Source organism: Bacteroides pyogenes DSM 20611 = JCM 6294 (genome assembly GCF_000428105.1).
GTDB lineage: Bacteria > Bacteroidota > Bacteroidia > Bacteroidales > Bacteroidaceae > Bacteroides > Bacteroides pyogenes.
Window position 1 is genome coordinate 13,616 of sequence record NZ_ATZH01000014.1, and the last position, 22,951, is coordinate 36,566.

The window sequence follows — 22,951 nt, forward strand, 5'->3', positions numbered from 1 at the left end:
TTTCATGAAAGATTTATCAAACATTGTAGCTAAGTTCAACATTAAGGGTACGGTAGATAAGATCCAACCTTTAGGCTCCGGGCTTATCAACGATACGTACAAAGTACAGACTTGCGAAAAAGACGCACCCGACTATGTATTGCAACGCATCAATCATGCCATCTTCCAAAATGTAGAAATGCTCCAATCCAATATCTCGGCTGTAACCCGCCATATCAGGAAGAAACTGACGGAAGCAGGCGAACAGGATATCGACCGCAAAGTGCTTACCTTCCTTGAGACAGCGGAAGGGAAAACGTATTGGTTCGACGGAGAAAGCTATTGGCGTGTAATGGTATTCATTCCTCGTGCAAAAACATACGAAGCGGTGACTCCGGAATATTCGCGATATGCCGGAGAAGCTTTCGGACATTTTCAGGCAATGCTGGCAGACATCCCCGAAACGCTGGGTGAAACTATTCCCGATTTCCACAACATGGAGTTCCGCCTGAAGCAATTGCGCGACGCGGTGGCTTCGAACGCCGCAGGAAGAGTGGCAGAAGTTCAATACTACCTGGACGAAATAGAGAAAAGAGCGGATGAAATGTGCAAAGCCGAGCGCTTGCACCGGGAAGGCAAACTGCCTAAACGTGTTTGCCATTGCGACACGAAAGTGAACAACATGATGTTCGACGAAGACGGCAAGGTGCTTTGCGTCATCGATCTGGATACGGTAATGCCGAGCTTCATCTTTTCCGACTACGGAGACTTCCTTCGTACGGGCGCCAACACCGGAGATGAGGACGATAAAGACCTGAACCGCGTGAATTTCAACATGGAGATTTTCAAGGCTTTCACCGAAGGATATCTGAAAGGAGCCCAATCGTTTCTGACTCCCATTGAGATTGAAAATCTTCCTTACGCTGCCGCATTGTTCCCATACATGCAATGTGTACGGTTCCTTGCCGATTATATCAACGGTGACACTTATTACAAGATCAAGTACCCCGAACACAATCTGGTTCGTACCAAAGCTCAGTTCAAACTACTGCAAAGCGTAGAAGAGCATACTCCGGAAATGGTAGCATTCATACAAGAATGCCTGAAGAAATAAGAGCCGGTCAGAGAAGGACGGTTTTCTTTTGGAAAGAGCCGTCTTTCCATTCATACACTATAGGGCGGCGGAGAAACGGTTTCAGTTTCTCCGCCGTTTCTTTTACCATATAGTCAAATACGGGTTGCACCGTCAGTTCCGTATTCTCCTTATTCAACAGCACCTTCACCAACGGGATATCGGCAGAACGACGCGAAGTCTCGAAAAGTTGGCTTTGGAGAGAATCGGGACGATTGAAAAAATCGTCCATCGCCGGAAGAACAATAAACGATGAAGCCGGAAGAGACTTCCAGTCGGACGTATAGAAACGGACGGTACTATCGCAAGCAGGCGCGCAGGCAGTGGATACGGTGCAAATCACACGAACGGAATCGTTTACGGGCAACACCTTCATTTGCCAGGAAGTTTGTGCGGACAACTGCATGCAAATGTAGTCTTTCCCCAGTTCGGTCATTTCCGACTTTCCTCCGAAGCGATTGTCTACCTCCGCTTTCATTTTACTTTCCAGAAAGTCGATGCAGTCTGCCCGGTTTACCGAAGTAAGTAAAGGCAGCAGCGAATCGGGCATATTTACAAACAGCGTTTTGGCCTCTTGCGCACGAAGAGGGGTTAAAAAGAAGAAACCTAACGCCACACTCAGTATAAAAGATAAAGACAATTTTCTTTCCATATTTATTCTTATTTTATCCGCACACAAGACAGAACGTCGCTCTCTTTCCGCCTTTTTACCGGCACGTATTTTCTTTCGTGCCTGCTGCTCCGGCGGTTGCGTGCGTTATCGCCGATGATTTGCACGTGCAAATATACATGATAACCTTGAGTTATAAGTATATTCGGCAAAAACATTTTTCTTTTTGGGAGAGAACATGCCGGATTGAAAGGGAAATACAGGTCTTAAACCATATGGGAGTGAGAAAATTTTCCCAAAGGAAGCAACAGGAAGCGGGCAGGAATGAAAGTACGTTAAGTAAGAGGAGTGTCTACACAGGAAGAAAGCAGGACTGTAGAGGGGCAGGAATGAAAGAGTGTTAAGTAAGAAGACTTCACCGGGCACTTCACTCGGGAGCCGAAAACAGGTAGAAGTGGAAGTGTGTTGAACAAGACGAACAATCGCTAAGGTCTTGGGCAAATAAGTTTACAACGTATAAATAGAAGTTGTGTTAAAGAAGATGCTTAATAAAAGGAAAGGCGAAGAGAAACCACACCGCCGCCAAAAGAGAACGGTGCAAGATTACGTTCTCTCCTCCTTTCTATTTGGTTCCCAAGTATAAAAATATCATCCCGATCAGCACCAGAGCCAAGTCGACGGCTTTGCTCCTCAAATTTTTCTCGCGGAAAAGCAAAGCTCCGAAGAGGAAAGAGACGATGACGCTTCCGCGGCGAATCATGGAGACAATGGAGATCATCGAATCGTCGTGGCTCAAGGCGTAGAAATAAGCGAAATCGGCGGCGGAGAGAAAAATCGAGATGAAAACAATCGCCCAACTCCAGCGGAAAGGCGTGGTGGTTCTTCTTCTCGGCCACCAAAGCATCAACAGGATGGGACACATGATGAATACCTGATACACGTTGTACCACGATTGCACCAACATGGGGTTGAGTTGTTTCATCAGGTATTTGTCGTACAATCCGCTCGCGGCTCCCATCACCGCCGCAAGCACGATGAAGAAAATCCATTTGTCGCGCCTGAAATCAATTCCCTCTTTCTTTCCCGAACGGCTCAGCAGGAAGAAAGAGGCGACGGCCAAGACCACACCCGTCCATTGATAAAGGTTTAGCCGTTCGCCGAAAAGCAGCATCGCCCCCACCAGCACCATTACCGGGCGGGTGGCGTTTATCGGCCCGACGATGGTAATGGGCAGATGTTTCATTCCGAAATAACCGCATATCCACGAAGAAAGCACGATGAACGACTTCAGAAGGATATATTTATGCTCTTCCCACCCGGCTGCGGGAACATGAAATATCGTTCTTTCCAGCACGGAACCCTCACCGGCGGAGAGCAAAATAAAAGGAATAAAGATGAAACTTGAGAAAAGCGTGTTGAGGAAAAGTACCGGAAGCACGGCGTTGTCTCGCAGCGAATATTTCTTGAAAACGTCATAGAATCCGAGCAGTGTAGCGGAAAGGAAAGCTAACAGTAACCACATAATGCGATATTAAAAGTCTTTAGTTGAAGATGAAATCAAACCGACGGCTCTCCCGCCATCAGTCCGCAAAAATATCCTGCGGATATGCCACATCGACGAGAAACAAGGCTTGCCCCGGTGCGGAAGTGCCCGCTTTACAACGGTCTTTCTGCTCAATGATGCGGCGGAAACCGTCGACAGAGAGCTTTCCGCGCCCTACTTCGACCAGAGTACCGACGATGGCGCGCACCATGTTCCGCAGAAAACGGTCGGCACGTATCGTAAACACCCAAGTGATATCATCTTCCTGCGTCCATTCGGCATGGGTGATCCGGCAGATATTCGTCTTCACATCAGTGTGCAGTTTGCTGAAACTCGTGAAATCGGAATATTCCAACAACGTGCGCGCAGCCTCGTTCATCCGGTCGTAGTCCAACCGGCTGTGGATCCTCCAACGGTATTGGCGGTTGAAAGGGTATTTGGCTGAAACGATATAATACTTGTAAGTGCGCTCCACGGCATCGAAACGGGCGTGCGCGCCGGGCTTCACCCGTCGGATACGGAAAACGGAAATATCGGGGGGCAACAAACGGTTCAGCTTATCCGCCACCGCGTCAGGCTCCAAAGACAGGCCGCAATCGAAATGAGCCACCATCAGAGACGCGTGTACTCCCGCGTCGGTACGTCCGGCTCCCACCACTTCGATGTCTTCCCGCAGGAAGGTGGCCAACGCTTTCATGAGGCATTCCTGCACGCTGATACCGTTGGGTTGAACCTGCCAACCGTGGTAACGGGTGCCGTCGTAAGCCAAATAGATGAAATATCTTTGCACGAAATCTTTCTTTTTTAGATTTTGACTGCAAAAATAATCATTTTTTCATTCAGAAACTCGAATAATCAAATTTTCCGGTTTCGAACCGGCGCAGAGAACATTCCGTATTCTTTACGGCAAGCAAGCATTTTATACGATGCCGGAAAGCAACGTTTGCCGAAAAACGTTCGGGTTCTTTTACGCTCCTTACGCAATAAACATTATCTTTGCAGACAAAACATAAACTTGTGGCAATGAATCACCGCATACCTCGTTACTCACTCTTTTTCTTCCTGATTGCCGGGTGCATCGCCTTCGCGGCAAGCTGCAAAAAGAAAGACATGTCGCTGAAACTGAATCATCCGCGCAATATCCGGGGCGTAATCAGCTACAAGCGTTCGTTCCCGGACATGAACGAAAAGCACCTGAACGTGGCGCAGGCCATCGGCATCCGCCCCTTGGCCGATCGCAAGGAAGCCGCCCGGATGAAAGGAAAGCTGGTGCATATCACGGGCAACCCATATTACGAAGTGGACTCGCTGACGCACTCCATCCCCTATCTCATACCGCGCGCCGGAGCGCTTCTCGATACCATCGGCGCGCGCTTCATCGACTCCTTAGACGCGAAGGGGCTCAATCCAAACCGGATAATCGTGACTTCCGTACTGCGCACCAAAGAGGATGTAAAGCGCCTGCGCCGCCGGAATGTGAATTCATCGGAAAATTCGGCACACTGTTACGGCGCGACTTTCGATGTTAGTTGGAAGCGGTTCAAGAAAATAGAAGATGAAGACGGTCGCCCCACACAGGATGTCGGCCCCGATACGCTGAAGCTCGTCCTTTCGGAAGTGCTGCGAGATTTGCGGCAGGCAGGCAAATGCTACATAAAATACGAATTGAAGCAAGGGTGCTTCCACATCACGGCCCGGTAATTTTACGGCAAGTGTTTTTCACGGAGGCATATCCCGGCGAATGGAACAGAGGCTCTGCTCAGGCGGAACAGAAGCTCTGCCGGAATGAAACAGAGGCTCTGCCGGAGCGAAACAGAGGCTCTGCCGGAACGAAACAGAGGCTCTGCCGGAATCAAACAGAAGCTCGCTAAGAAGAAACCCTAAGCTCCTCCCCGGCAAAGCACTGCCGCAAAGTAGCGGAAACGCACCGCACGTCATACACAAACACTATTTTGGAAACGCAATCTGCAAAATTCCGTCTCCAAAGTCTAAGAATACGAAAACGATTCACTAAATTTGCAGAAACTTTTCTTTAATACAACTCAATGATAGAAAAACTGATAGTCCTTGAAGATATCGACCCCGTTATCTTCTATGGAGTGAACAACACCAACATACAATTGATAAAGGCTTTATACCCGAAGCTGCGCATCGTTGCACGCGGAAATGTAATCAAAGTGCTGGGCGATGAGGAAGAGATGTGCGCCTTCGAAGAAAATATCACCAAGCTGGAAAAGTACTGTGCCGAATACAACTCGCTGAAAGAGGAGGTAATCATCGACATCATCAAGGGAAATACGCCGCAGGCGGAGCAAAGCGGAAACGTCATCGTGTTCAGTGTCACAGGCAAACCCATCATTCCCCGAAGCGAGAACCAGATGAAACTGGTGGAAGGATTCGCCAAGAACGACTTGCTGTTCGCCATCGGTCCCGCCGGTTCGGGAAAGACATATACCGCAATCGCTCTCGCGGTACGCGCACTGAAGAACAAAGAAATCAAAAAGATTATCCTCTCACGTCCCGCCGTCGAAGCCGGAGAAAAACTCGGTTTCCTTCCCGGCGACATGAAAGAAAAGATAGACCCGTACCTGCAACCGCTTTACGACGCGCTGCAAGACATGATTCCCGCCGCCAAGCTGAAAGAATATATGGAACTCAACATTATCCAGATAGCTCCGCTGGCTTTTATGAGAGGACGCACGCTGAACGATGCTGTAGTCATTCTGGACGAAGCGCAGAACACCACTACGCAACAAATCAAGATGTTTCTCACCCGCATGGGAATGAATACGAAGATGATCATAACGGGAGACATGACGCAAATCGACCTCCCCACCTCTCAAACGTCGGGTCTGATACAGGCGCTGCGCATCCTGAAAGGAGTGAAAGGCATCGGATTCGTGGAACTGGGGAAAAAAGACATCGTGCGCCACAAGCTTGTGGAACGCATCGTAGACGCTTACGAGAAATTCGACAAAGAGGTGAAAGCGGCGAAAGAGGCAGCGAAGAGCACGGCACAAAGCGATGCGGAGCCGCGCAAAGCGGACGGGAAAGAGAAACGGAACGAAACGGAGCGGAAGGATGTTTCCGAAGGCGGTGGCAAACGCGAAAAACCGCAGCAGGAGAATCCGGCGCCGGAAGCTGCAAAGAGCCGAAACAACAAATCAGAAAAACCGTCTAACAATAAATAAAGATGAAAGCATTAACAAAAACAGATTTCAACTTTCCGGGACAGAAAAGCGTATATCACGGAAAAGTGCGCGATGTGTACAACATCAACGGTGAGAAACTCGTCATGGTGGCAACCGACCGTATTTCGGCGTTCGACGTGGTGCTACCCGAAGGCATTCCATACAAAGGACAGATGCTGAATCAGATTGCGGCGAAGTTTCTCGACGCCACGACAGACATCTGCCCGAACTGGAAGCTGGCTACTCCCGACCCGATGGTGACGGTCGGCGTTTTGTGCGAAGGGTTCCCGGTAGAGATGATCGTGCGCGGATACCTGTGCGGAAGCGCGTGGAGAGCGTATAAGAACGGGGCGCGCGAAATTTGCGGCGTTAAGTTGCCCGAAGGCATGCGCGAGAACCAGAAGTTCCCCGAACCTATCGTTACACCCACCACCAAAGCCGAAATGGGACTGCACGATGAAGACATCTCGAAAGAGGAAATCCTCAGACAAGGCTTGGCTACTCCCGAAGAGTACGCCACTTTAGAGAAATACACGCTGGCGCTTTTCAAACGCGGAACGGAGATTGCCGCCGGGCGGGGACTGATTCTCGTAGATACGAAATATGAATTCGGCAAGCACAACGGAACCATCTACCTGATGGATGAGATTCATACTCCCGACTCCAGCCGCTATTTTTATGCCGACGGCTACCGCGAACGCTTCGAAAAAGGCGAACCGCAGAAGCAGCTTTCGAAGGAGTTTGTCCGCGAATGGCTGATGGAAAACGGATTCCAGGGGAAAGAAGGGCAGCAGGTTCCCGAAATGACTCCGGCCATTGTGCAAAGCATCAGCGAACGATACATCGAGCTGTTCGAGAACATTACCGGCGAGAAGTTTGTAAAAGAAGACACGGGAAACATCGCCGAACGGATAGAGAAAAACGTTCTGCAATACTTGAAATAAACGTAAGCGGCAACCATGGATTACCCGCAACAACATATCAAGCCTTACGACAAAGAGGGCAAAAAGAGCGAGCAAGTGGAACGGATGTTCGACAACATCGCACGAACTTACGACAGACTGAATCATGCCTTGTCATTAGGCATCGACCGCCGCTGGCGCCGCAAAGCCATCGCATGGCTCCGCCCCTTCCGCCCGCAACGCGTCATGGACGCGGCTACCGGAACGGGCGACTTCGCCATCCTTGCCTGTCGCAAGCTGCGCCCCCGGCAACTGATAGCCACAGACATTTCGGAAGGCATGATGAACGTGGGGCGCCAAAAGGCGAAGGAGCAAGGTCTGGCGGATACAATATCGTTCGTCCGCGAAGATTGCACTTCCCTTTCTTTTGCCGATAACGAGTTCGATGCCGTTACCGTGGCGTTCGGGATACGTAACTTTGAAGATCTGGACCAAGGTCTTTCGGAGATGTGCCGCGTGCTGAAACCGGGGGGGCATCTGGTTATCTTAGAGCTCACCACCCCCGACCGTTTCCCGATGAAGCAACTGTTCGCGATTTACTCGAAGGCTGTGATTCCGCTGTTGGGTAAAATTCTCTCTAAAGACAAGAGTGCGTATCATTATCTGCCGGACACGATCAAGGTGTTCCCCCAAGGGGAAATCATGAAAGAAGTAATCGGCAAAGCCGGGTTCAGGGAAGTGAATTTCCGGCGGCTCACCGGTGGCATCTGCACTCTTTATACGGCTACTAAGTAACAGACAACCAGCAAATCGGCCGAAGGAGACAAAATATCCCGCCGTTTGCGCAACCACTAAGACGATGGATAAATACGGTTTAATAGGGTATCCCCTGAGGCATTCGTTCTCTATCGGATACTTCAACGAGAAATTCAATTCCGAAAGAATCGACGCGGAGTACGTGAACTTCGAGATTCCCCGCATCGAAGATTTCATGAAAGTAATCGAAGATAATCCCGACCTGCGGGGGCTGAACGTCACCATCCCGTACAAGGAGCAGGTGATTCCTTTTCTCGACGGGCTCGATCCGGACACTGCCGAAATAGGAGCCGTCAATGTAATTAAACTCATCCGCGAACCGAAAAAGAAAGCAAGGCTGGTCGGTTATAATTCAGACATTATCGGATTTGTCCAGTCTATCCAGCCGCTATTGCTGCCTCATCATAAGAAAGCGCTGATTCTGGGAACGGGCGGAGCTGCCAAAGCGGTTTTCCACGGACTGAAAAAACTGGGCATCGAAAGCACGTTCGTCTCTCGCACGCAGAAAACGGAAAAGACGCTGACCTACGAGGAACTGACTCCCGAAATCGTACAGGAGCATACCGTCATCGTCAATTGCACGCCGGTAGGCATGTATCCCAAAGTGGATTTCTGTCCCGACATTCCTTACGAGCACCTCACACCGAGCCATTTGCTGTACGATTTGCTCTACAATCCCAATACCACGCTTTTCATGAAGAAGGGAGAAGCCAAGGGGGCTGTCACTAAAAACGGGCTGGAAATGCTTTTGCTACAGGCTTTCGCAGCTTGGGAAATCTGGCAAAAATAAAAAGAAAGGAGACGGAATGAGAAAGAAATCGCGGAAATCGCTCTTGAAATTTATACTAAGTCTGTCGGTTATCGTACTGATATTTGTGGGCGGGGGAAGCTGGTACCTGATTCGGTATGCGCTGACGCCCTCCCGGCAAATCAAGCAAAAGAACGATTCTACCGACTTGTTCATGGCCGAACGCTATCCGTTTTACAAGTCATGGACAGACAGCCTGAAGCAAGCCGAAGCGTTGCGCGATACGTTCATCACCAACAAAGAGGGTATCCGGCTGCATGCATACTATGTGCGCGCGGCACGCCCCACGCGCAACACAGCCGTCATTGTGCACGGATATACGGACAATGCCATGCGCATGATGATGATCGGCTATCTGTACAGCCGCGATTTAGGGTTCAACATCCTGCTTCCCGAGTTGCAATATCACGGAGCAAGCGGCGGGAATGCCATCCAAATGGGATGGAAAGACCGGTTGGATGTAATGGAATGGATGGATGTGGCCGACCGCCTGTATGGCCCGGACACGAAGATGGTGGTACACGGTATTTCGATGGGAGCGGCTACGACGATGATGGTATCGGGTGAGCGGCAGCCTCTTTACGTAAAGGCTTATGTGGAAGATTGCGGCTATACCGACGTGTGGGATCAGTTTGCCAAAGAGCTGGACGAAGGTTTCCGCCTCCCCCCTTTCCCCCTCCTCCACACGGCAAGCCGGCTGTGCGATATCTTATACGGATGGAACTTTAAAGAGGCTTCGGCGCTGAAGCAGGTCGCCCGATGTAAGCTTCCCATGCTTTTCATACACGGCGACAAGGACAGGTACGTCCCCACTCGGATGGTATATCCGCTGTACGAAGCCAAATGCGAACCGAAAGAACTCTGGATTGTCCCCGGAGCCGCGCATGCGGTTTCCTATCAGGAAAACCCCGAAGAATATACCCGCAAAGTGCGCGGCTTTATCGATCGCCACGTCCGATGATGCCGAATAACACAAGGAGTATGGAACGAGTTTCCGAAAAGTTGCTATATTTGCAAAAGTAAACGAATTCGTATGAAATCAATCCTCACTCTGATATGTGCCGTTTTCCTGTGGTTTCCCTTACAGGCAAAGGAGAAAATATATACGGTAGACAATCTTCCGAAGGTTCATCTGCAAAACAAAATGAAATATGTGTGCAACCCCGAAGGAATTCTTTCGCAAGCGGCCTGCGACACGATAGATGCCCGGCTTTACGCATTGGAGCGACAAACAGGGATCGAGACCGTAGTGGCGGTAGTTCCTTCCATCGGGGAAGCGGAATGTTTCGATTTCTCTCACGAACTGCTGAACCGGTGGGGAGTGGGGAAAAAAGGGAAAGACAACGGGCTGGTCATCCTGCTGGTGACCGATCAGCGGTGTATCCAGTTCTATACCGGATACGGGCTTGAGGGGATTCTCCCCGACGCCATCTGCAAAAGAATCCAGACACAATACATGATTCCTTATCTGAAAGACAAGAAATGGGACGAAGGAATGGTGGCGGGAGTCGTAGCTACCTGCGGTCGTCTCGACGGTTCGATGGAAAACGATACGGAAAACGAATCGGAGGACGGCGCAATGGGCATCATTCTCATCGTATTCGGATTCATGGCCATAGCTATAGGCGTTTCGTTATTCGCCGCATGGAAGGAAAGCCGCTGCCCCAACTGCGGAAAACACCGGTTGCAGAGAAGCGGTTCGCGAATCGTTTCGCGCAGCAACGGAATAAAGGCGGAGGACATCACATATACGTGCGGCAATTGCGGGCATACGATCGTCCGACGTCGGCAAACCTATGACAGTAATTACCGGGGCGGAGGCGGAGGACCTTTCATCGGAGGTTTGGGAGGAGGAAGCTTCGGTGGCGGGCGAGGATTCGGCGGTGGAAGTTTCGGTGGAGGAATGGGCGGAGGCGGAGGTGCCGGCTCACGATTTTAAACGGACAGAAAATATAAAAGGGAAACTTCGCAATAGAAACGGCGGGAATAAAAAAAGAACAAATCTTTATCACACTATATCATTAAAAAAACGATGAACGAGTAGAAACTATAAAGCAAAAGAATTATGAAAAAGTCAACTATTATCTTTTTAGTCGTAGCAGGTGTTTTGGTTATCTGGGCTATCAGCGCTTACAACGGATTGGTAACCATGGAAGAGAAAGTAAGCAACCAGTGGGCGAATGTAGAAACACAGTATCAGCGCCGGGCCGACTTGATACCCAATCTCGTGAACACGGTGAAAGGATATGCCGCACACGAGAAATCGACACTGGAAGGCGTGATAGAAGCTCGCAGCAAAGCCACGCAAATCAAAGTGGAAGCTAAAGACCTGACACCGGAAAAGCTGGCGGAATACCAGAAAGCTCAGGGAGAGGTGACATCGGCATTGGGCAAACTGCTTGCCGTGAGCGAAAGGTATCCCGACCTGAAGGCCAACCAAAACTTCCTCGAATTGCAAGCACAGTTGGAAGGTACGGAAAACCGCATCACTGTAGCCCGCAAAAACTTCAACGATACCGCCAAAGAGTATAACACAGCCGTCCGCCGTTTCCCGAAAAACATCTTTGCGGGTATCTTCGGATTCGACAAGAAGGCTTATTTCGAAGCGGAAGCCGGATCGGAAAAAGCGCCTAAAGTAGAGTTTTAAACGATAATCTGTGTCGATGGACTGAGAGGTTTTGCCGGAAAAAAGTTTTTAAAGCAGAACCCTAAGGCATCGGCTCGAAGAATATTCTTTTTCCTGTAACATCCCCTCCTGTTATTTTCTGCGACATTACTACCGATTTCTGAGATAAACCGGCACGATGCGAAGAAAACGACAGGAGGGGATGTAGTATATGGCATATTGCATCTGCCTAAGAAAGCTGTCGCGTTTGCGTAAGAAAAAAATTCCGCGTTCGTTCGAATACGAAAAATCTCTTAGGGAAATACGGTCTTTTCAGGCAATAACCTTTTATCGTTTATGGGAGAAATAAGCGTAAATCTCCCGAAAACGAGTATCGCGAGTAAAGGCAATATGAGTCGGTTGAAAGAAATTAATACCACTGAATATTGCTTTGCGTCTGGCTGCGTTGCTCGTATTTCAAATCTTGCAGAATGCTTGCATTGGCGCGAATCATCACATTGTAGTATTTCCAGCGTCCGAACGGGGAAAGGCTGGCGGAAAGATTGAAGCAGTGCAAGTCGCGGGAAATGGTGCAGGAGGTCTGAGTAATCTCTTTCGCCTGAAAGTCATATCCCGAGCTGAACGAGATCGACCATTTGTTTGAGATCTTCACATTACCGTTTGCATTGATATTGTGCGTATAAGTATAAGGATACCTCATTGAATGTCGGTTGATAGGCTTCGAATGGTCTTCACGGATATTGAACGAATAACTGACATTCAATGACCAGGGCATCTTGAAAGCCTGGTAGCCGTCCGGATCAGATTCCGCCTTCTTGACCTTTTTAGTCTTTACCTCTTCCTCCTTGTACTCATCCTCCGATTCGTCGTCTTCCTCTCCGGGTTTCTTTTTGGTTTTCTCCTCCTCTTCTTTCGGGCCGAACCACTTTTTCCAGGTATCGTTGTTGAAAGTATAGCTGAACGAAGAGCCATATCCTTGGAATCGTCCGAATCGTCCGTACGACCACTCGGTACGGTTGCTCGTCACCACATTCCCGTTCTTGTCGAAAGCATAAGCGTATGTAGCGAATGAGGCGTTCATACTAAAGGTATAGTTATTTGGCAGCTTCAATCGAAGATTCATGCTCAAGTCACTCCACGGTCTTTCTTTGGCTGCCATATTATAAGACATGCTGGCCCCCAACTCGTCGATCAGACTTACCTTTTGAATCGAGTCGTTCTTGTCTTTATACTTCATCTCCAGATTGTTCGAAACCGAGAAGCTGACCGTCCCCGAGCCCTCGCGTGAGGGAACTCCGTAAGGTTGCCCGCTGAAAGGAGAGTAGTATTGCGTCATGCCGTTGTTGTCGGTATACTCTTTCCAGTATTTGCTAAAGCTCGGCGCGCCGCTGAGGCTTACCTGCGGAGTGAACACATGGCGGATCTGCATCTCTTTCTTTTTCATGAAAAGAGGCTTGTACATACCGTATAGTTTGGTGCTCATGCTCAGGCTTGCCGAATAATTCGCTACCCGGTAAAAACCGTTGATCGTATCTTTCAAGGCAGGATCCAAAGCGTTTTTCTCGGGATTGTAAGTCTGATTAACCTTACGGGTGTACCAGCGTTCCGTGTAATTCACCGAAGGAGACAACTGGATATACTTCAGCAAAGTGAACGTGGCGCTGACGGGAATATTATGGTTCATCGAGTGCTCCCAATCACTGATTCCGGCTTTAAAGAGCCGATCGTCTTTGGTGCGGATGCTATTCGTAAAACGTCCGGAGTAACTCACCGAGATCTTTTCATACCAACGTTCCGCTCCTGCCGCTTTCTTGCGTTTGAAAGGGAACAGGCGATTCAGTGTGATATTCAAGTCGGGCAAGGTGACCGCTATAGATGAATCGCGCATGGTCTGCGCAATATTACTGGTTCCCGAAAGCGTCAGCCCGATATCGGGGAAGCTGCGGGAATAACTGATGCTCGATGTTTTTGTGTTTTGAGTCATCGCCTGAGCGTTGTACAAGTTGCCGATGTTGGAACGCTCGTAACTGCTGGTCGAAAAGTTCACACTGGCGGAAAAAGTAGTGTTGGGGCTTGCCTTCGGATCCTGCCTATGGCTCCATACTACCTTGAAGTCTTTCGCCACGGCATAATCGGGCATACCTTTATCACCGGTCTTGGTCACCTGATAATCGGCTTGCACCATTCCCGAATATTTGTATCTTCTGTTGTAATTGGTCAGTCCGGATAATCTCCAGGAACCTTTCGTAAAAATATCTCCCGTAAACTTCAGGTCCATCATGTCGCTGATGGCGAAATAGTATCCCCCTTCCGCCAATCCGAACCCGCGGTTGGAGTCGTCCATGTAAGTGGGCATAATGAATCCCGAAGAATAGCTGCTGGAAAAAGGAAAGAAGAAAAAAGGCACGGCTATAGGCAAAGGGACGTCTTCGACAACAAGATAAGCGGGTCCCGTCACCACATTTTTTTTGGGCCGGACTTTCGCCTTTGTGAGTTGCATATAAAAGTGAGGATGATCGTGATGGTCGCAAGTGGTGTAGCGTCCATCCTCCATGAATATTTCGTCATTAGCTCCTTTCTTTGCCTTTTTACCGGTGACGTAACCCTCGCCCTGCTGAGTCACGATGTCACTGATCCCCGCTTTCTTACTCTTGAAGTTGTAACTTATCAATTTCGTATCATACGACGTATCTCCGTCTTTAAACACCGGCTTTCCCTTGATTACTCCGGTAGAGTCTTCTATCCCGTAAGCATGCACTGTGCTGCTGTCGAGGTTCATCGAAATCACTTCGGCTGCCAGCTCTATCTTCTGATAGTTTACCTTTCCGCTTCCATACAGTGTAGCGGTCCCCCCGAGAGTAAAGACCATAGAGTCGGTGGATTCGTAGATAACGGGAGCTTCAAGCGGCTGTTTCTTAGAAAAGGGAGTAACGGAGTCAATGCGCAATGTGTCCGATTTAGCCGTCGGGGTTCTTGAAAGAGAATCCTTTTGCGCGGCATCGGAGCCTGTCACTCTTCTTCTCGGTCGCTGAGATGCGGCCTTATCGGGAAGAAACAACAAAACAAATAACAGTATAAATGATGTAAGTATTTTCGCTTTCAACGACGTCATTAACTCATAAGTTTACGCTTGAAGTGGCAAAAGTACACAATCTTCACCAATAATACGTGAGAACCTGTGTTATTTAATTATTTTTTAGTGCTATAGAAACAGCGAGCACCACCTGTCGAAACGGGCTAATCCTTCCTCTCCGTACCGTTCGATACTTTTCCGTGCGTGAGCTACTGTCTTTTCCCTGTCGAGATGTGTTTTCGAAAAGAACTTATCGGCAAAACAAATCAGCTGTTCTTCCAAACTCACAGGAAGCATTTCCCGGTGAGGTACGGGCAGTTCTTGCTGAATAATCTCCTTCAGCGACAGTCCTGCTCCCGTATGCCGTTCGCAAACAAGCGCATGGCGATACAGTCCCTCCTCACGCAGCAAATCGGCCCCTAAATATCCGTGGCAAATATACGGGTAAGTGCCCTCACAATGTATGCCCGGAGCGTGAGTTCGGAATATACCGATATCGTGGAGCAAGGCGGCTTCTTCGACAAAGCGGCGGTCGAAAGCAAGTTCGGGATGCGCTTCCGCCATCGACAGTGCTTTCCGGGCTACAGCAGCACTGTGCGCTACTAAAATATGTTTCAATTCATTCTCTTGCGGGTAATACTTGTCAATCAGTTGAACCGGACTCATTTTATCGTTTATTTTTCGTATACATAAATGAACATTCCAATCACTTCAATGAATATTCTTTGCAATATTACTAAAATTTACGATATTCACCCCCAACAGTTCTCATTATTATCTGTTTGCACGAAACTCTTTTCTTTTTTTCCAGCGCTCAACTCCTTCACAAAACTTCTTCGCTTTCCGCCCTTTCAACCAAGGCTGCTCCAATATTTCAGGAATATGGCGGGCATTATCTATCACCCGAACAGGGGCGGAAGCTGTTTTTATAATCTCCACATCGTCATACAAAGAGTTATCTTCTAAAAAGGCTTTCATGCGGAGCGTATCACCTTTCACATCAATCATTTGGTAGAAACGGTGATTCGTACCAAAGTGGTCATATTTGTCGTTAAATCTTAAACGGTATTCCTTAGGCGAAGCATGACTTACCAGATAGATCGGTACAGTCATTTCTCCATTCTTTTTCTTGTTTGTCATACGGGCATAATTGTGTTCATGTCCCTGAAGCACCAAGTCAACCCCGTACTCCCGAAGCAACGAATCGAACATCCAGCGCACCGGAAGATTGTTCATTTTCCCTTTAATGGAATATACCGGATGATGAAACATCACTATTTTCCACTTTTTATCCGAAGCTTTCAGCGTTTTTTTCAACCACTCTCGTTGTGAGAACAAAAACCAAGCATCTCGATTACTGTCGAGTGTAATAATAGTAGCGTCTTTATAATCTATCGCATACACATTATTCCGCTTGTAACGCGAATCGAGAAGATAAGAAAAAGCATACGCGAACCGCTTTTCCATAACACGTGTCAAACCTTTAATATATTCATGATTGCCGGGAGAAACCATTACAGGTTTGCAAGGAGCAATCGAATCTATACTTTGGTAGGCTTCCTCCCAATAGCAATTCATCGGACGTTCCACAAAATCGCCGGCAAACATGTAGAAGTCGGTATCGGGATAACGATGGCGTATATTTTCCATAAACTCGCGTGTTTTACCACGCAATGTATCTTGCACGTCTCCGATAAAGGCAAAAGAAAAATAATCTGTCGAGTCGGGCTGTGTAGAGAAAGAATACCATTTGGAAACATCAGAATCATTCCAAACCCTGTAAGCGTATGAAGCTCCATACGCAAGTTTCCCGAATTTCGCCCAATTGGCATAACAAAAGCCGCCCAATGTCCTGAAGAATTTGGAATATCCATCCACCCAAACGGTATCTCCCGATCCGACTTTCGTATATTCCAATTTTGCCTGTTTCGAGACGCCGCCGCATACCCAACTGACATTACGAGAAAGTTCGCCATCATTTCCAAAAGTAAGAAGCACACGTTGCGGTTCGTCAGTGAGCACATAGCGTATCTCAGGAAGATTTTCGAACCATGCCTTCCATCTTTTTTTACAAATAGCGACACTAACTATCAGCAAAAGCAAGATTATTCCCCCAATTATTTTTGTTCTTTTTTTCATCACAATATCGTCCTTTAAGCAAAAACAAAGATAAAAAATTATGTTCCAAAAATCGGAACACTTGTTCTATATTTAACCTTTTTCTATTTTTCTCTTCTTCCAGAGTTGCCAACTGTTAATAATATTTTGCCACAATACATATGAACCGGGGGCAATAGACGACAGCGGGTTTAAATAGGTATGCGCCATCCAAATAGCCAAAATCGTGTTTTTCTGTCCTAGGGCCTGTCCACCACTGATGCGATCGTTATAAGCGCTTCCAATCATTTTCCCAAGGAAGAATTGCAGACCGCATACGACCAAGGCACCTGTTACAATCATAATCTCCGTGAACCCGCCGGCAGGCTCATTCACTAATGAATGTGTAGTTTGAGCAGTAACAATGATTAATGAAACGGCCCAAAGGTAAAAAGACAAATCATGATATCCCAGCAAACAGCGATGAAGCTTCGGAAGGAACTTCTGTAAGAGCCAGGCCAAAAAGAAAGGGAAAATAAGTAAAGGGAACACCCTTTCTACGATAATCAAAAAAGAACTCCAAAAACCAACATCAATTCCGACTTCAACCAAAGGGAAAAATAAAGGAACTGCAATAGCCGCTCCGATATTGCCAAGCAATGTGTATGTGGCAACGCTTGCTATATTTCCTCCCAACTTCGATGTAACCACCGCAGCAGCTGTAGCGGTAGGGCAAATGATACAAACCATCACTCCTTCGGCCAAAATTTTATTGACGCGACAAAGCTGAAAATAGGCGATTAATGCTCCGGCAATCTGAATCAGCAACAACCATCCGTGTAAAGGCTTGATTCTTATATCCTGAGGCGATACTTTACAAAAAGTAAGCAACAGCATAACAAAAATAAGATATGGAGTTAAAAAAGAGAAAGTAATAAACAAAGGATAGCCTATGGCACCTAGCAACATGGCAAGAGGCAGTGTCCAATTCTTCAAGAGCTTAAGCATTGCAGTATTGTTTTTTGAATGCAAAGTACGGAGATTTCAAAGAAAAACTATCATCAAACCGAAAAAAACTCAAAACTTAATGGTAAATCACGAGTTTTCTACAAAATTCTACTACATTTGCATCATCATTTTTGAGATTATGAGAATGCAAAAGTCCTACATAGTATATATATCCATTATTTTGGGGTTGCTCATGTCGCCCGGATATAATGGAAACTTATGGGGGAAAGATTTCACTGTAGTCATTGATGCCGGACATGGCGGACATGACCCGGGAGCTATCGGCAGAATTTCCAAAGAAAAAAACATCAACCTGAATGTAGCTTTGAAATTAGGTGGACTCATACAAAAAAACTGCAGCGATGTAAAAGTTATTTATACCCGGACAAAAGATGTTTTTATTCCACTTAATCGAAGAGCCGAAATAGCGAACAACGCAAAAGCCGATCTCTTTATTTCAATACATACCAATGCATTAGCCAATAACCGAACAGCTCAAGGGGCTTCCACATGGACACTCGGTCTCGCAAAATCAGAAGCAAATTTGGAAGTAGCCAAACGGGAAAATTCGGTAATTTTATACGAAAGTGACTATCGCACAAGATATGCAGGATTCAATCCAAACTCCTCCGAGTCATATATTATTTTCGAATTCATGCAAGACAAATATATGGCACAGAGCGTACATTTGGCTTCATTGGTACAAAAACAGTTCCGCCATTCGTGCCGTCGAATAGATAGAGGAGTGCATCAAGCCGGTTTTTTGGTATTAAAGGCGAGTGCCATGCCCAGTATATTGATAGAATTGGGATTTATTTCCACACCCACAGAAGAACGTTATCTGAACTCATCAAACGGAATCAACGAAATGGCTAAAGGTATTTATTATGCTTTCTTAAACTATAAAAGAGAACATGAATTGAGATTGACCGGAAGCAGTAAAACAATAGTGCCCACCGAACCGGGAAATACAAAATCAGAAACACCTTCTCCAATAACAGAAATTAAAGAGGAAAATAAGGGAAAGATTGATGACAGGCAAAAAATGGAATTAACGGCAGACACAACACCGCTATCTCAAACTTCCGAACAAACAACAGAATCTTACACTAGAATAGAAAGCAAGAAAGAACCGGAAATCATATTTAAATTGCAAATATTGACTTCTAGACAACCGTTATCCCAAAACGACAAGCGACTAAAAGGGTTGAAAGATGTTGATTATTACAAAGAGGAAGGCATTTACAAATACACATACGGCGCATCACCTGACTACAACAAAGTATTACGCACCAAACGAAGTATTGCTACATTATTCAATGATGCATTTATCATAGCCTTTCGAGGTAATGAGAAGATAAATATCAATGAAGCAATCGCTGAATTCAAGAAAAGCAGAAATAAATAAAAACATGAAATATATTACGAAAGAAGTAAAAATAGGTCTGGCCGGGATCATCGCATTATGCATAATCGTTTATGGAATTAATTGGTTGAAAGGTATACACATGTTTCAACCGTCAAGTTATTTTTATGCCAAATTTGAAAACGTGAACGGGCTGACTAAATCCAGCGCAGTGTTTGCTGATGGGGTTCGGGTAGGTATTGTCCGTGACATATCCTACGATCACCTACAACCCGGAAATGTAGTCGTGCAAGTTGAATTAGATAATGACTTGCGTATTCCGAAAGGCAGTATGGCCGAGTTAGTACCCGAACTGATGGGTGGCGTGCGAATGAATATCCTTATGGCCAACAACCTGCGTGAAAAACATTCCGTAGGTGATACGATACCCGGAATATTAAATAGCGGTATGGTAGAAAGCGTATCGAAACTCATGCCTCAAATAGAAAGCATGCTTCCTAAGCTGGATTCCATACTAACATCCCTCAATTCTATCGTAAATGATAAAAGTATTCCTGCCACTCTTCACTCCATGGAAGCTACAACCGCAAATTTGGCTGTAGTCAGCACACAAATAAAAAGTTTGATGAACAACGACATTCCCCAACTTACAGGTAAACTTAATATTATCGGCGATAATTTTATCGCTATCAGCAATAACCTGAAAGATATAAATTACGCCGAGACTTTCAAAAAAGTAGACGACACATTGGCCGATGTAAAAATAATGACAGAAAAGCTGAAAAGGAGAGATAATTCACTCGGCCTTCTTCTGAATGACGCATCCTTATACAACAACCTTAGCGCGACAAGTAAAAATGCAGCCGATTTACTGGAAGATTTAAAATTGCACCCGAAACGCTATGTCCATTTTTCCGTTTTCGGCAAAAAAGGGAAATAAGAAAAATAGAATAAATTAGATTACATCTAAATAAGAAAGAGTAAACTAAAAGAATTTTAAATCATTGAAACATGCATCTATAAACCAAGATGCGTCTTTAAAATAAGCTGATTAAAATAAGAAACACAAAAGATATAGAAGGATTAAATAAATGATAATCAAACTATTATAAAGATACAATAGTCCGTTAATTTACACCCTTCATATATAAAAGCATAAGTCACTGAATGTAAACGGATTATTAGTCGAACGAGAAATACAAGAAAAACATGGATTTGTTTTTCTCAAATAAGATTCCCAAATTTGCAAAACGTAGAAGTTTCGCTTAACTAAATAAATGTACTAAAGTCACTATGATTGAATCAAATCATGTTGTGCTTTGGAACCGCTGTCTTACGATCATAAAAGACAATGTTCCCGAGACAACATATAATACTTGGTTTGCCCCTATCGTCCCATTAAAATATGAGGACAAAACGTTGATCGTACAGATTCCAAGCCAGTTCTTTTATGAAATTCTGGAGGAGAAATTTGTAGATTTGTTACGAAAAACGTTATATAAAGCTATTGGTGAGGGCACCAAGCTAATGTATAATGTCATGGTTGACAAAACTTCGATTCCTAATCAGACTATAAATCTCGAAGCAAGCAATCGTTCCATAGCTGTTTCCCCTAAAAGCAGTACCAATCTCAATAAAGCGCCGAACTTCCTGAAAGCCCCCGCCGTTCAGGATTTGGATCCGCATTTAAATCCAAATTACAATTTTGAGACTTTCATTGAAGGATACAGCAACAAACTATCGAGAAGCGTAGCCGAAGCCGTTGCACAAAATCCTGCGGGAACAGCGTTCAACCCCTTGTTCCTGCATGGAGCATCCGGAGTCGGAAAAACTCATTTAGCGAATGCAATTGGTACGAAAATCAAAGAGCTTTATCCTGAAAAAAGAGTATTGTACGTTTCCGCACACTTATTTCAGGTACAATACACCGATTCGGTACGAAACAATACGACTAATGATTTCATCAATTTCTACCAGACAATCGACGTTCTGATCATTGATGACATTCAAGAATTTGCGGGCGTTACTAAAACTCAAAATACGTTCTTCCACATCTTCAATCATTTGCACCAAAACGGCAAACAGCTGATTTTGACTTCCGACCGTGCACCGGTGCTGTTGCAAGGAATGGAGGAACGATTGCTTACCCGTTTTAAATGGGGAATGGTGGCCGAACTCGAAAAGCCGACTGTAGAATTGCGAAAAGATATTTTGCGAAACAAAATACATCGTGACGGTCTAGAGTTCCCACCCGAAGTCATCGATTATATTGCAGAGAATGTCAACGAAAGCGTACGAGATCTGGAAGGAATTGTCATCGCCATCATGGCGCGTTCTACAATCTTTAACAAGGAAATAGATCTGGAGCTGGCTCAACACATAGTGAAAGGCGTGGTACACAGTGAAACGAAAGCCGTCACCATCGATGATATCCTGAAAGTCGTATGCAAGCATTTTGGCTTGGAATTGGCTGCCATACATACAAAATCCAGAAAAAGAGAAGTGGTGCAGGCACGACAGATAGCCATGTATCTGGCCAAAAGCAACACAGACTTCTCTACATCAAAGATTGGAAAATTCATTGGAAACAAAGATCATGCAACCGTACTCCACGCATGCAAAACCGTAAAAGGGCAGCTGGAGGTAGACAAAAGCTTTAAAGCAGAGGTCAAAGAAATCGAAAGTTTGTTACGGAAAAGAGGATAGTTGAAGCAGCCGTTACCTGCAAACACATGCCTGCTAACTTTTCACAGCATCCCCCATCGGCTTATTCATATCGAAGAAAGACGGAATGTACGAAAGTTTGGCGGAACTCTCGCGAGCATCTTCGACCTTAAACAAGCCCGGACCACTACAAGCAAGCCCCGCGAAAGCTTTCAAACGATAGCCTTGCAAAGCCCCCACATCAACAAGATGCAATAGAGATTAAAGGAAGAAACCTTGCTTGCGAAGCACCTTCAACAGATTCTCAGACATAAACTCATTATCTTTTTGGGTATAACGGACATCAGTAAACACTTGAGCCAAAGTTTCTTTTCCATTCTCCACCACAAATTGCTTGTTCACCGGCAACGATTCTTTGCAAGCATAGATCCGGTCAATATCATCCGACGTGTAATCGCGATAAAACTCTTGATGCACAATCGCTTCCCGAGACAAACGATCAACTTGAGGCGGCATTTCGTCGGGATAACCCACCGTAACTGTTGTCACAGGGAATACCAACTCCGGCAATCGAAGCGCATCAATAATCATTTGAGGGTTATAAGTAGTTGTTCCCAAATAACAAATCCCCAATCCCTTTTCTTCTGCCAATGTGCAAAATGTCTGAGCCACCAATAACGTGTCCATAGCCGCATTCATGAAAGACATCAGATTATTATATCCCGGCACAGCTTTCCGTTGCTCACACCATAGGCTGAACCGCCGAAAATCCGCGCAAAAAGTCAATACCACCGGAGCCTCCTCAACCATCGGTTGATGAAAATGGGCAGGCGAAAGCAGACTTTTCATTTCCGCATCGCGAGTAACCACTACGCTGTAAAGCTGCATGCCTCCCATAGTAGAGGCACGAAAAGAAGTTTCAAGCAAATCATTTAACAAATCTACGGGAATATCCTCAGACAGATACTTCCGGATAGTCCTTCTGTTTCTGACAGTTTCAATCATATCTTTTTTTTGCAAAGATACAAAAAAAGAAAGAACATTTTATGTTATTCCAATAATATAGCAATTTTCTTTTTGGAAAACTTTCCGCATCTACAAGGATTCATACAACGCTGATAAACAATCAATTAACA

19 protein-coding genes and 1 pseudogene are annotated in these 22,951 nt (G+C 46.1%); 12 read left to right on the top strand and 8 right to left on the bottom strand.

Annotated features, from left to right (window positions below):
- The first annotated feature begins 4 nt into the window (after positions 1 to 4).
- Positions 5 to 1,093, top strand: coding sequence for a phosphotransferase enzyme family protein (locus C234_RS0104590; protein WP_027324816.1), 1,089 nt, complete (start codon positions 5 to 7; stop codon positions 1,091 to 1,093).
- Between the two features lie 7 nt (positions 1,094 to 1,100).
- On the opposite strand, the gene C234_RS0104595 is transcribed toward C234_RS0104590, so the two are convergent.
- From C234_RS0104595 to truA, 3 genes are all read right to left on the bottom strand, one after another.
- On the bottom strand, positions 1,101 to 1,775 hold the full coding sequence (locus C234_RS0104595) for a DUF3256 family protein (protein WP_027324817.1): 675 nt from the start codon (positions 1,773 to 1,775) through the stop codon (positions 1,101 to 1,103).
- A 568-nt stretch (positions 1,776 to 2,343) separates the two neighbouring features.
- Entirely contained in the window at positions 2,344 to 3,243 is a 900-nt protein-coding gene (locus tag C234_RS0104605) for a DMT family transporter (RefSeq protein WP_027324818.1), read from the bottom strand.
- A 58-nt stretch (positions 3,244 to 3,301) separates the two neighbouring features.
- Positions 3,302 to 4,054: a tRNA pseudouridine(38-40) synthase TruA gene (gene truA, locus C234_RS0104610; RefSeq protein ID WP_027324819.1), complete on the bottom strand. Its 753-nt coding sequence runs from the start codon at positions 4,052 to 4,054 to the stop codon at positions 3,302 to 3,304.
- A gap of 233 nt (positions 4,055 to 4,287) precedes the next feature.
- On the opposite strand from truA, the gene C234_RS0104620 reads away from it, so the two are divergent.
- From C234_RS0104620 to C234_RS0104660, 8 genes and pseudogenes are all read left to right on the top strand, one after another.
- Positions 4,288 to 4,965, top strand: a complete 678-nt coding sequence (locus C234_RS0104620) for a DUF5715 family protein (protein WP_027324821.1) — start codon at positions 4,288 to 4,290, stop codon at positions 4,963 to 4,965.
- 344 nt (positions 4,966 to 5,309) lie between these two features.
- Positions 5,310 to 6,275: pseudogene (locus C234_RS15830) on the top strand (PhoH family protein); the annotation flags it as partial.
- A 182-nt stretch (positions 6,276 to 6,457) separates the two neighbouring features.
- Positions 6,458 to 7,399: a phosphoribosylaminoimidazolesuccinocarboxamide synthase gene (locus tag C234_RS0104635; RefSeq protein WP_021646446.1), complete on the top strand. Its 942-nt coding sequence runs from the start codon at positions 6,458 to 6,460 to the stop codon at positions 7,397 to 7,399.
- 15 nt (positions 7,400 to 7,414) lie between these two features.
- On the top strand, positions 7,415 to 8,152 hold the full coding sequence (gene ubiE / locus C234_RS0104640; protein WP_021646445.1) for a bifunctional demethylmenaquinone methyltransferase/2-methoxy-6-polyprenyl-1,4-benzoquinol methylase UbiE: 738 nt from the start codon (positions 7,415 to 7,417) through the stop codon (positions 8,150 to 8,152).
- Positions 8,153 to 8,216: 64 nt separating this feature from the next.
- Positions 8,217 to 8,963 carry a shikimate dehydrogenase family protein gene (locus C234_RS0104645; RefSeq protein WP_021646444.1) on the top strand — a complete coding sequence of 249 codons (747 nt, stop codon included), beginning with the start codon at positions 8,217 to 8,219 and terminating at the stop codon, positions 8,961 to 8,963.
- Positions 8,964 to 8,979: 16 nt separating this feature from the next.
- Entirely contained in the window at positions 8,980 to 9,942 is a 963-nt protein-coding gene (locus C234_RS0104650; RefSeq protein ID WP_021646443.1) for an alpha/beta hydrolase, read from the top strand.
- Between the two features lie 72 nt (positions 9,943 to 10,014).
- Positions 10,015 to 10,920: a TPM domain-containing protein gene (locus C234_RS0104655; RefSeq protein WP_027324822.1), complete on the top strand. Its 906-nt coding sequence runs from the start codon at positions 10,015 to 10,017 to the stop codon at positions 10,918 to 10,920.
- Positions 10,921 to 11,046: 126 nt separating this feature from the next.
- On the top strand, positions 11,047 to 11,628 hold the full coding sequence (locus C234_RS0104660; RefSeq protein WP_021646441.1) for a LemA family protein: 582 nt from the start codon (positions 11,047 to 11,049) through the stop codon (positions 11,626 to 11,628).
- A gap of 388 nt (positions 11,629 to 12,016) precedes the next feature.
- On the opposite strand, the gene C234_RS0104665 is transcribed toward C234_RS0104660, so the two are convergent.
- The 4 genes from C234_RS0104665 to C234_RS0104680 form a co-directional block, all read right to left on the bottom strand.
- On the bottom strand, positions 12,017 to 14,719 hold the full coding sequence (locus tag C234_RS0104665; RefSeq protein ID WP_027324823.1) for a putative LPS assembly protein LptD: 2,703 nt from the start codon (positions 14,717 to 14,719) through the stop codon (positions 12,017 to 12,019).
- Positions 14,720 to 14,809: 90 nt separating this feature from the next.
- Positions 14,810 to 15,346 carry an HDIG domain-containing metalloprotein gene (locus tag C234_RS0104670; RefSeq protein ID WP_021646438.1) on the bottom strand — a complete coding sequence of 179 codons (537 nt, stop codon included), beginning with the start codon at positions 15,344 to 15,346 and terminating at the stop codon, positions 14,810 to 14,812.
- A 108-nt stretch (positions 15,347 to 15,454) separates the two neighbouring features.
- On the bottom strand, positions 15,455 to 16,819 hold the full coding sequence (locus C234_RS0104675; protein ID WP_027324824.1) for a purple acid phosphatase family protein: 1,365 nt from the start codon (positions 16,817 to 16,819) through the stop codon (positions 15,455 to 15,457).
- A 72-nt stretch (positions 16,820 to 16,891) separates the two neighbouring features.
- Positions 16,892 to 17,785: a bile acid:sodium symporter family protein gene (locus C234_RS0104680; RefSeq protein ID WP_027324825.1), complete on the bottom strand. Its 894-nt coding sequence runs from the start codon at positions 17,783 to 17,785 to the stop codon at positions 16,892 to 16,894.
- 139 nt (positions 17,786 to 17,924) lie between these two features.
- On the opposite strand from C234_RS0104680, the gene C234_RS0104685 reads away from it, so the two are divergent.
- The 3 genes from C234_RS0104685 to dnaA all read left to right on the top strand — a co-directional run bounded on the left by C234_RS0104685 (position 17,925) and on the right by dnaA (position 21,857).
- Positions 17,925 to 19,193 carry an N-acetylmuramoyl-L-alanine amidase family protein gene (locus C234_RS0104685; protein ID WP_027324826.1) on the top strand — a complete coding sequence of 423 codons (1,269 nt, stop codon included), beginning with the start codon at positions 17,925 to 17,927 and terminating at the stop codon, positions 19,191 to 19,193.
- Between the two features lie 4 nt (positions 19,194 to 19,197).
- Positions 19,198 to 20,091, top strand: a complete 894-nt coding sequence (locus tag C234_RS0104690; protein WP_027324827.1) for an MlaD family protein — start codon at positions 19,198 to 19,200, stop codon at positions 20,089 to 20,091.
- A gap of 353 nt (positions 20,092 to 20,444) precedes the next feature.
- Complete coding sequence (gene dnaA, locus C234_RS0104695; RefSeq protein ID WP_021646433.1) at positions 20,445 to 21,857, top strand: chromosomal replication initiator protein DnaA; 1,413 nt, start codon at positions 20,445 to 20,447, stop codon at positions 21,855 to 21,857.
- Between the two features lie 219 nt (positions 21,858 to 22,076).
- Here dnaA and C234_RS0104705 read toward each other — a convergent pair whose 3' ends face one another.
- Complete coding sequence (locus tag C234_RS0104705) at positions 22,077 to 22,820, bottom strand: NADPH-dependent oxidoreductase (protein WP_027324828.1); 744 nt, start codon at positions 22,818 to 22,820, stop codon at positions 22,077 to 22,079.
- Between the last annotated feature and the right edge of the window lie 131 nt (positions 22,821 to 22,951).

What these genes read in the sequence shown, in the direction of transcription:
- C234_RS0104590 (WP_027324816.1), top strand. Translation starts at nt 5, where the DNA reads ATGAAAGATTTATCAAACATTGTAGCTAAGTTCAACATTAAGGGTACG.
- C234_RS0104605 (WP_027324818.1), bottom strand. Translation starts at nt 3,243, where the DNA reads ATGTGGTTACTGTTAGCTTTCCTTTCCGCTACACTGCTCGGATTCTAT.
- C234_RS0104620 (WP_027324821.1), top strand. Translation starts at nt 4,288, where the DNA reads ATGAATCACCGCATACCTCGTTACTCACTCTTTTTCTTCCTGATTGCC.
- C234_RS0104635 (WP_021646446.1), top strand. Translation starts at nt 6,458, where the DNA reads ATGAAAGCATTAACAAAAACAGATTTCAACTTTCCGGGACAGAAAAGC.
- ubiE (WP_021646445.1), top strand. Translation starts at nt 7,415, where the DNA reads ATGGATTACCCGCAACAACATATCAAGCCTTACGACAAAGAGGGCAAA.
- C234_RS0104645 (WP_021646444.1), top strand. Translation starts at nt 8,217, where the DNA reads ATGGATAAATACGGTTTAATAGGGTATCCCCTGAGGCATTCGTTCTCT.
- C234_RS0104650 (WP_021646443.1), top strand. Translation starts at nt 8,980, where the DNA reads ATGAGAAAGAAATCGCGGAAATCGCTCTTGAAATTTATACTAAGTCTG.
- C234_RS0104655 (WP_027324822.1), top strand. Translation starts at nt 10,015, where the DNA reads ATGAAATCAATCCTCACTCTGATATGTGCCGTTTTCCTGTGGTTTCCC.
- C234_RS0104660 (WP_021646441.1), top strand. Translation starts at nt 11,047, where the DNA reads ATGAAAAAGTCAACTATTATCTTTTTAGTCGTAGCAGGTGTTTTGGTT.
- C234_RS0104665 (WP_027324823.1), bottom strand. Translation starts at nt 14,719, where the DNA reads ATGACGTCGTTGAAAGCGAAAATACTTACATCATTTATACTGTTATTT.
- C234_RS0104670 (WP_021646438.1), bottom strand. Translation starts at nt 15,346, where the DNA reads ATGAGTCCGGTTCAACTGATTGACAAGTATTACCCGCAAGAGAATGAA.
- C234_RS0104675 (WP_027324824.1), bottom strand. Translation starts at nt 16,819, where the DNA reads ATGAAAAAAAGAACAAAAATAATTGGGGGAATAATCTTGCTTTTGCTG.
- C234_RS0104680 (WP_027324825.1), bottom strand. Translation starts at nt 17,785, where the DNA reads ATGCTTAAGCTCTTGAAGAATTGGACACTGCCTCTTGCCATGTTGCTA.
- C234_RS0104685 (WP_027324826.1), top strand. Translation starts at nt 17,925, where the DNA reads ATGAGAATGCAAAAGTCCTACATAGTATATATATCCATTATTTTGGGG.
- C234_RS0104690 (WP_027324827.1), top strand. Translation starts at nt 19,198, where the DNA reads ATGAAATATATTACGAAAGAAGTAAAAATAGGTCTGGCCGGGATCATC.
- dnaA (WP_021646433.1), top strand. Translation starts at nt 20,445, where the DNA reads ATGATTGAATCAAATCATGTTGTGCTTTGGAACCGCTGTCTTACGATC.
- C234_RS0104705 (WP_027324828.1), bottom strand. Translation starts at nt 22,820, where the DNA reads ATGATTGAAACTGTCAGAAACAGAAGGACTATCCGGAAGTATCTGTCT.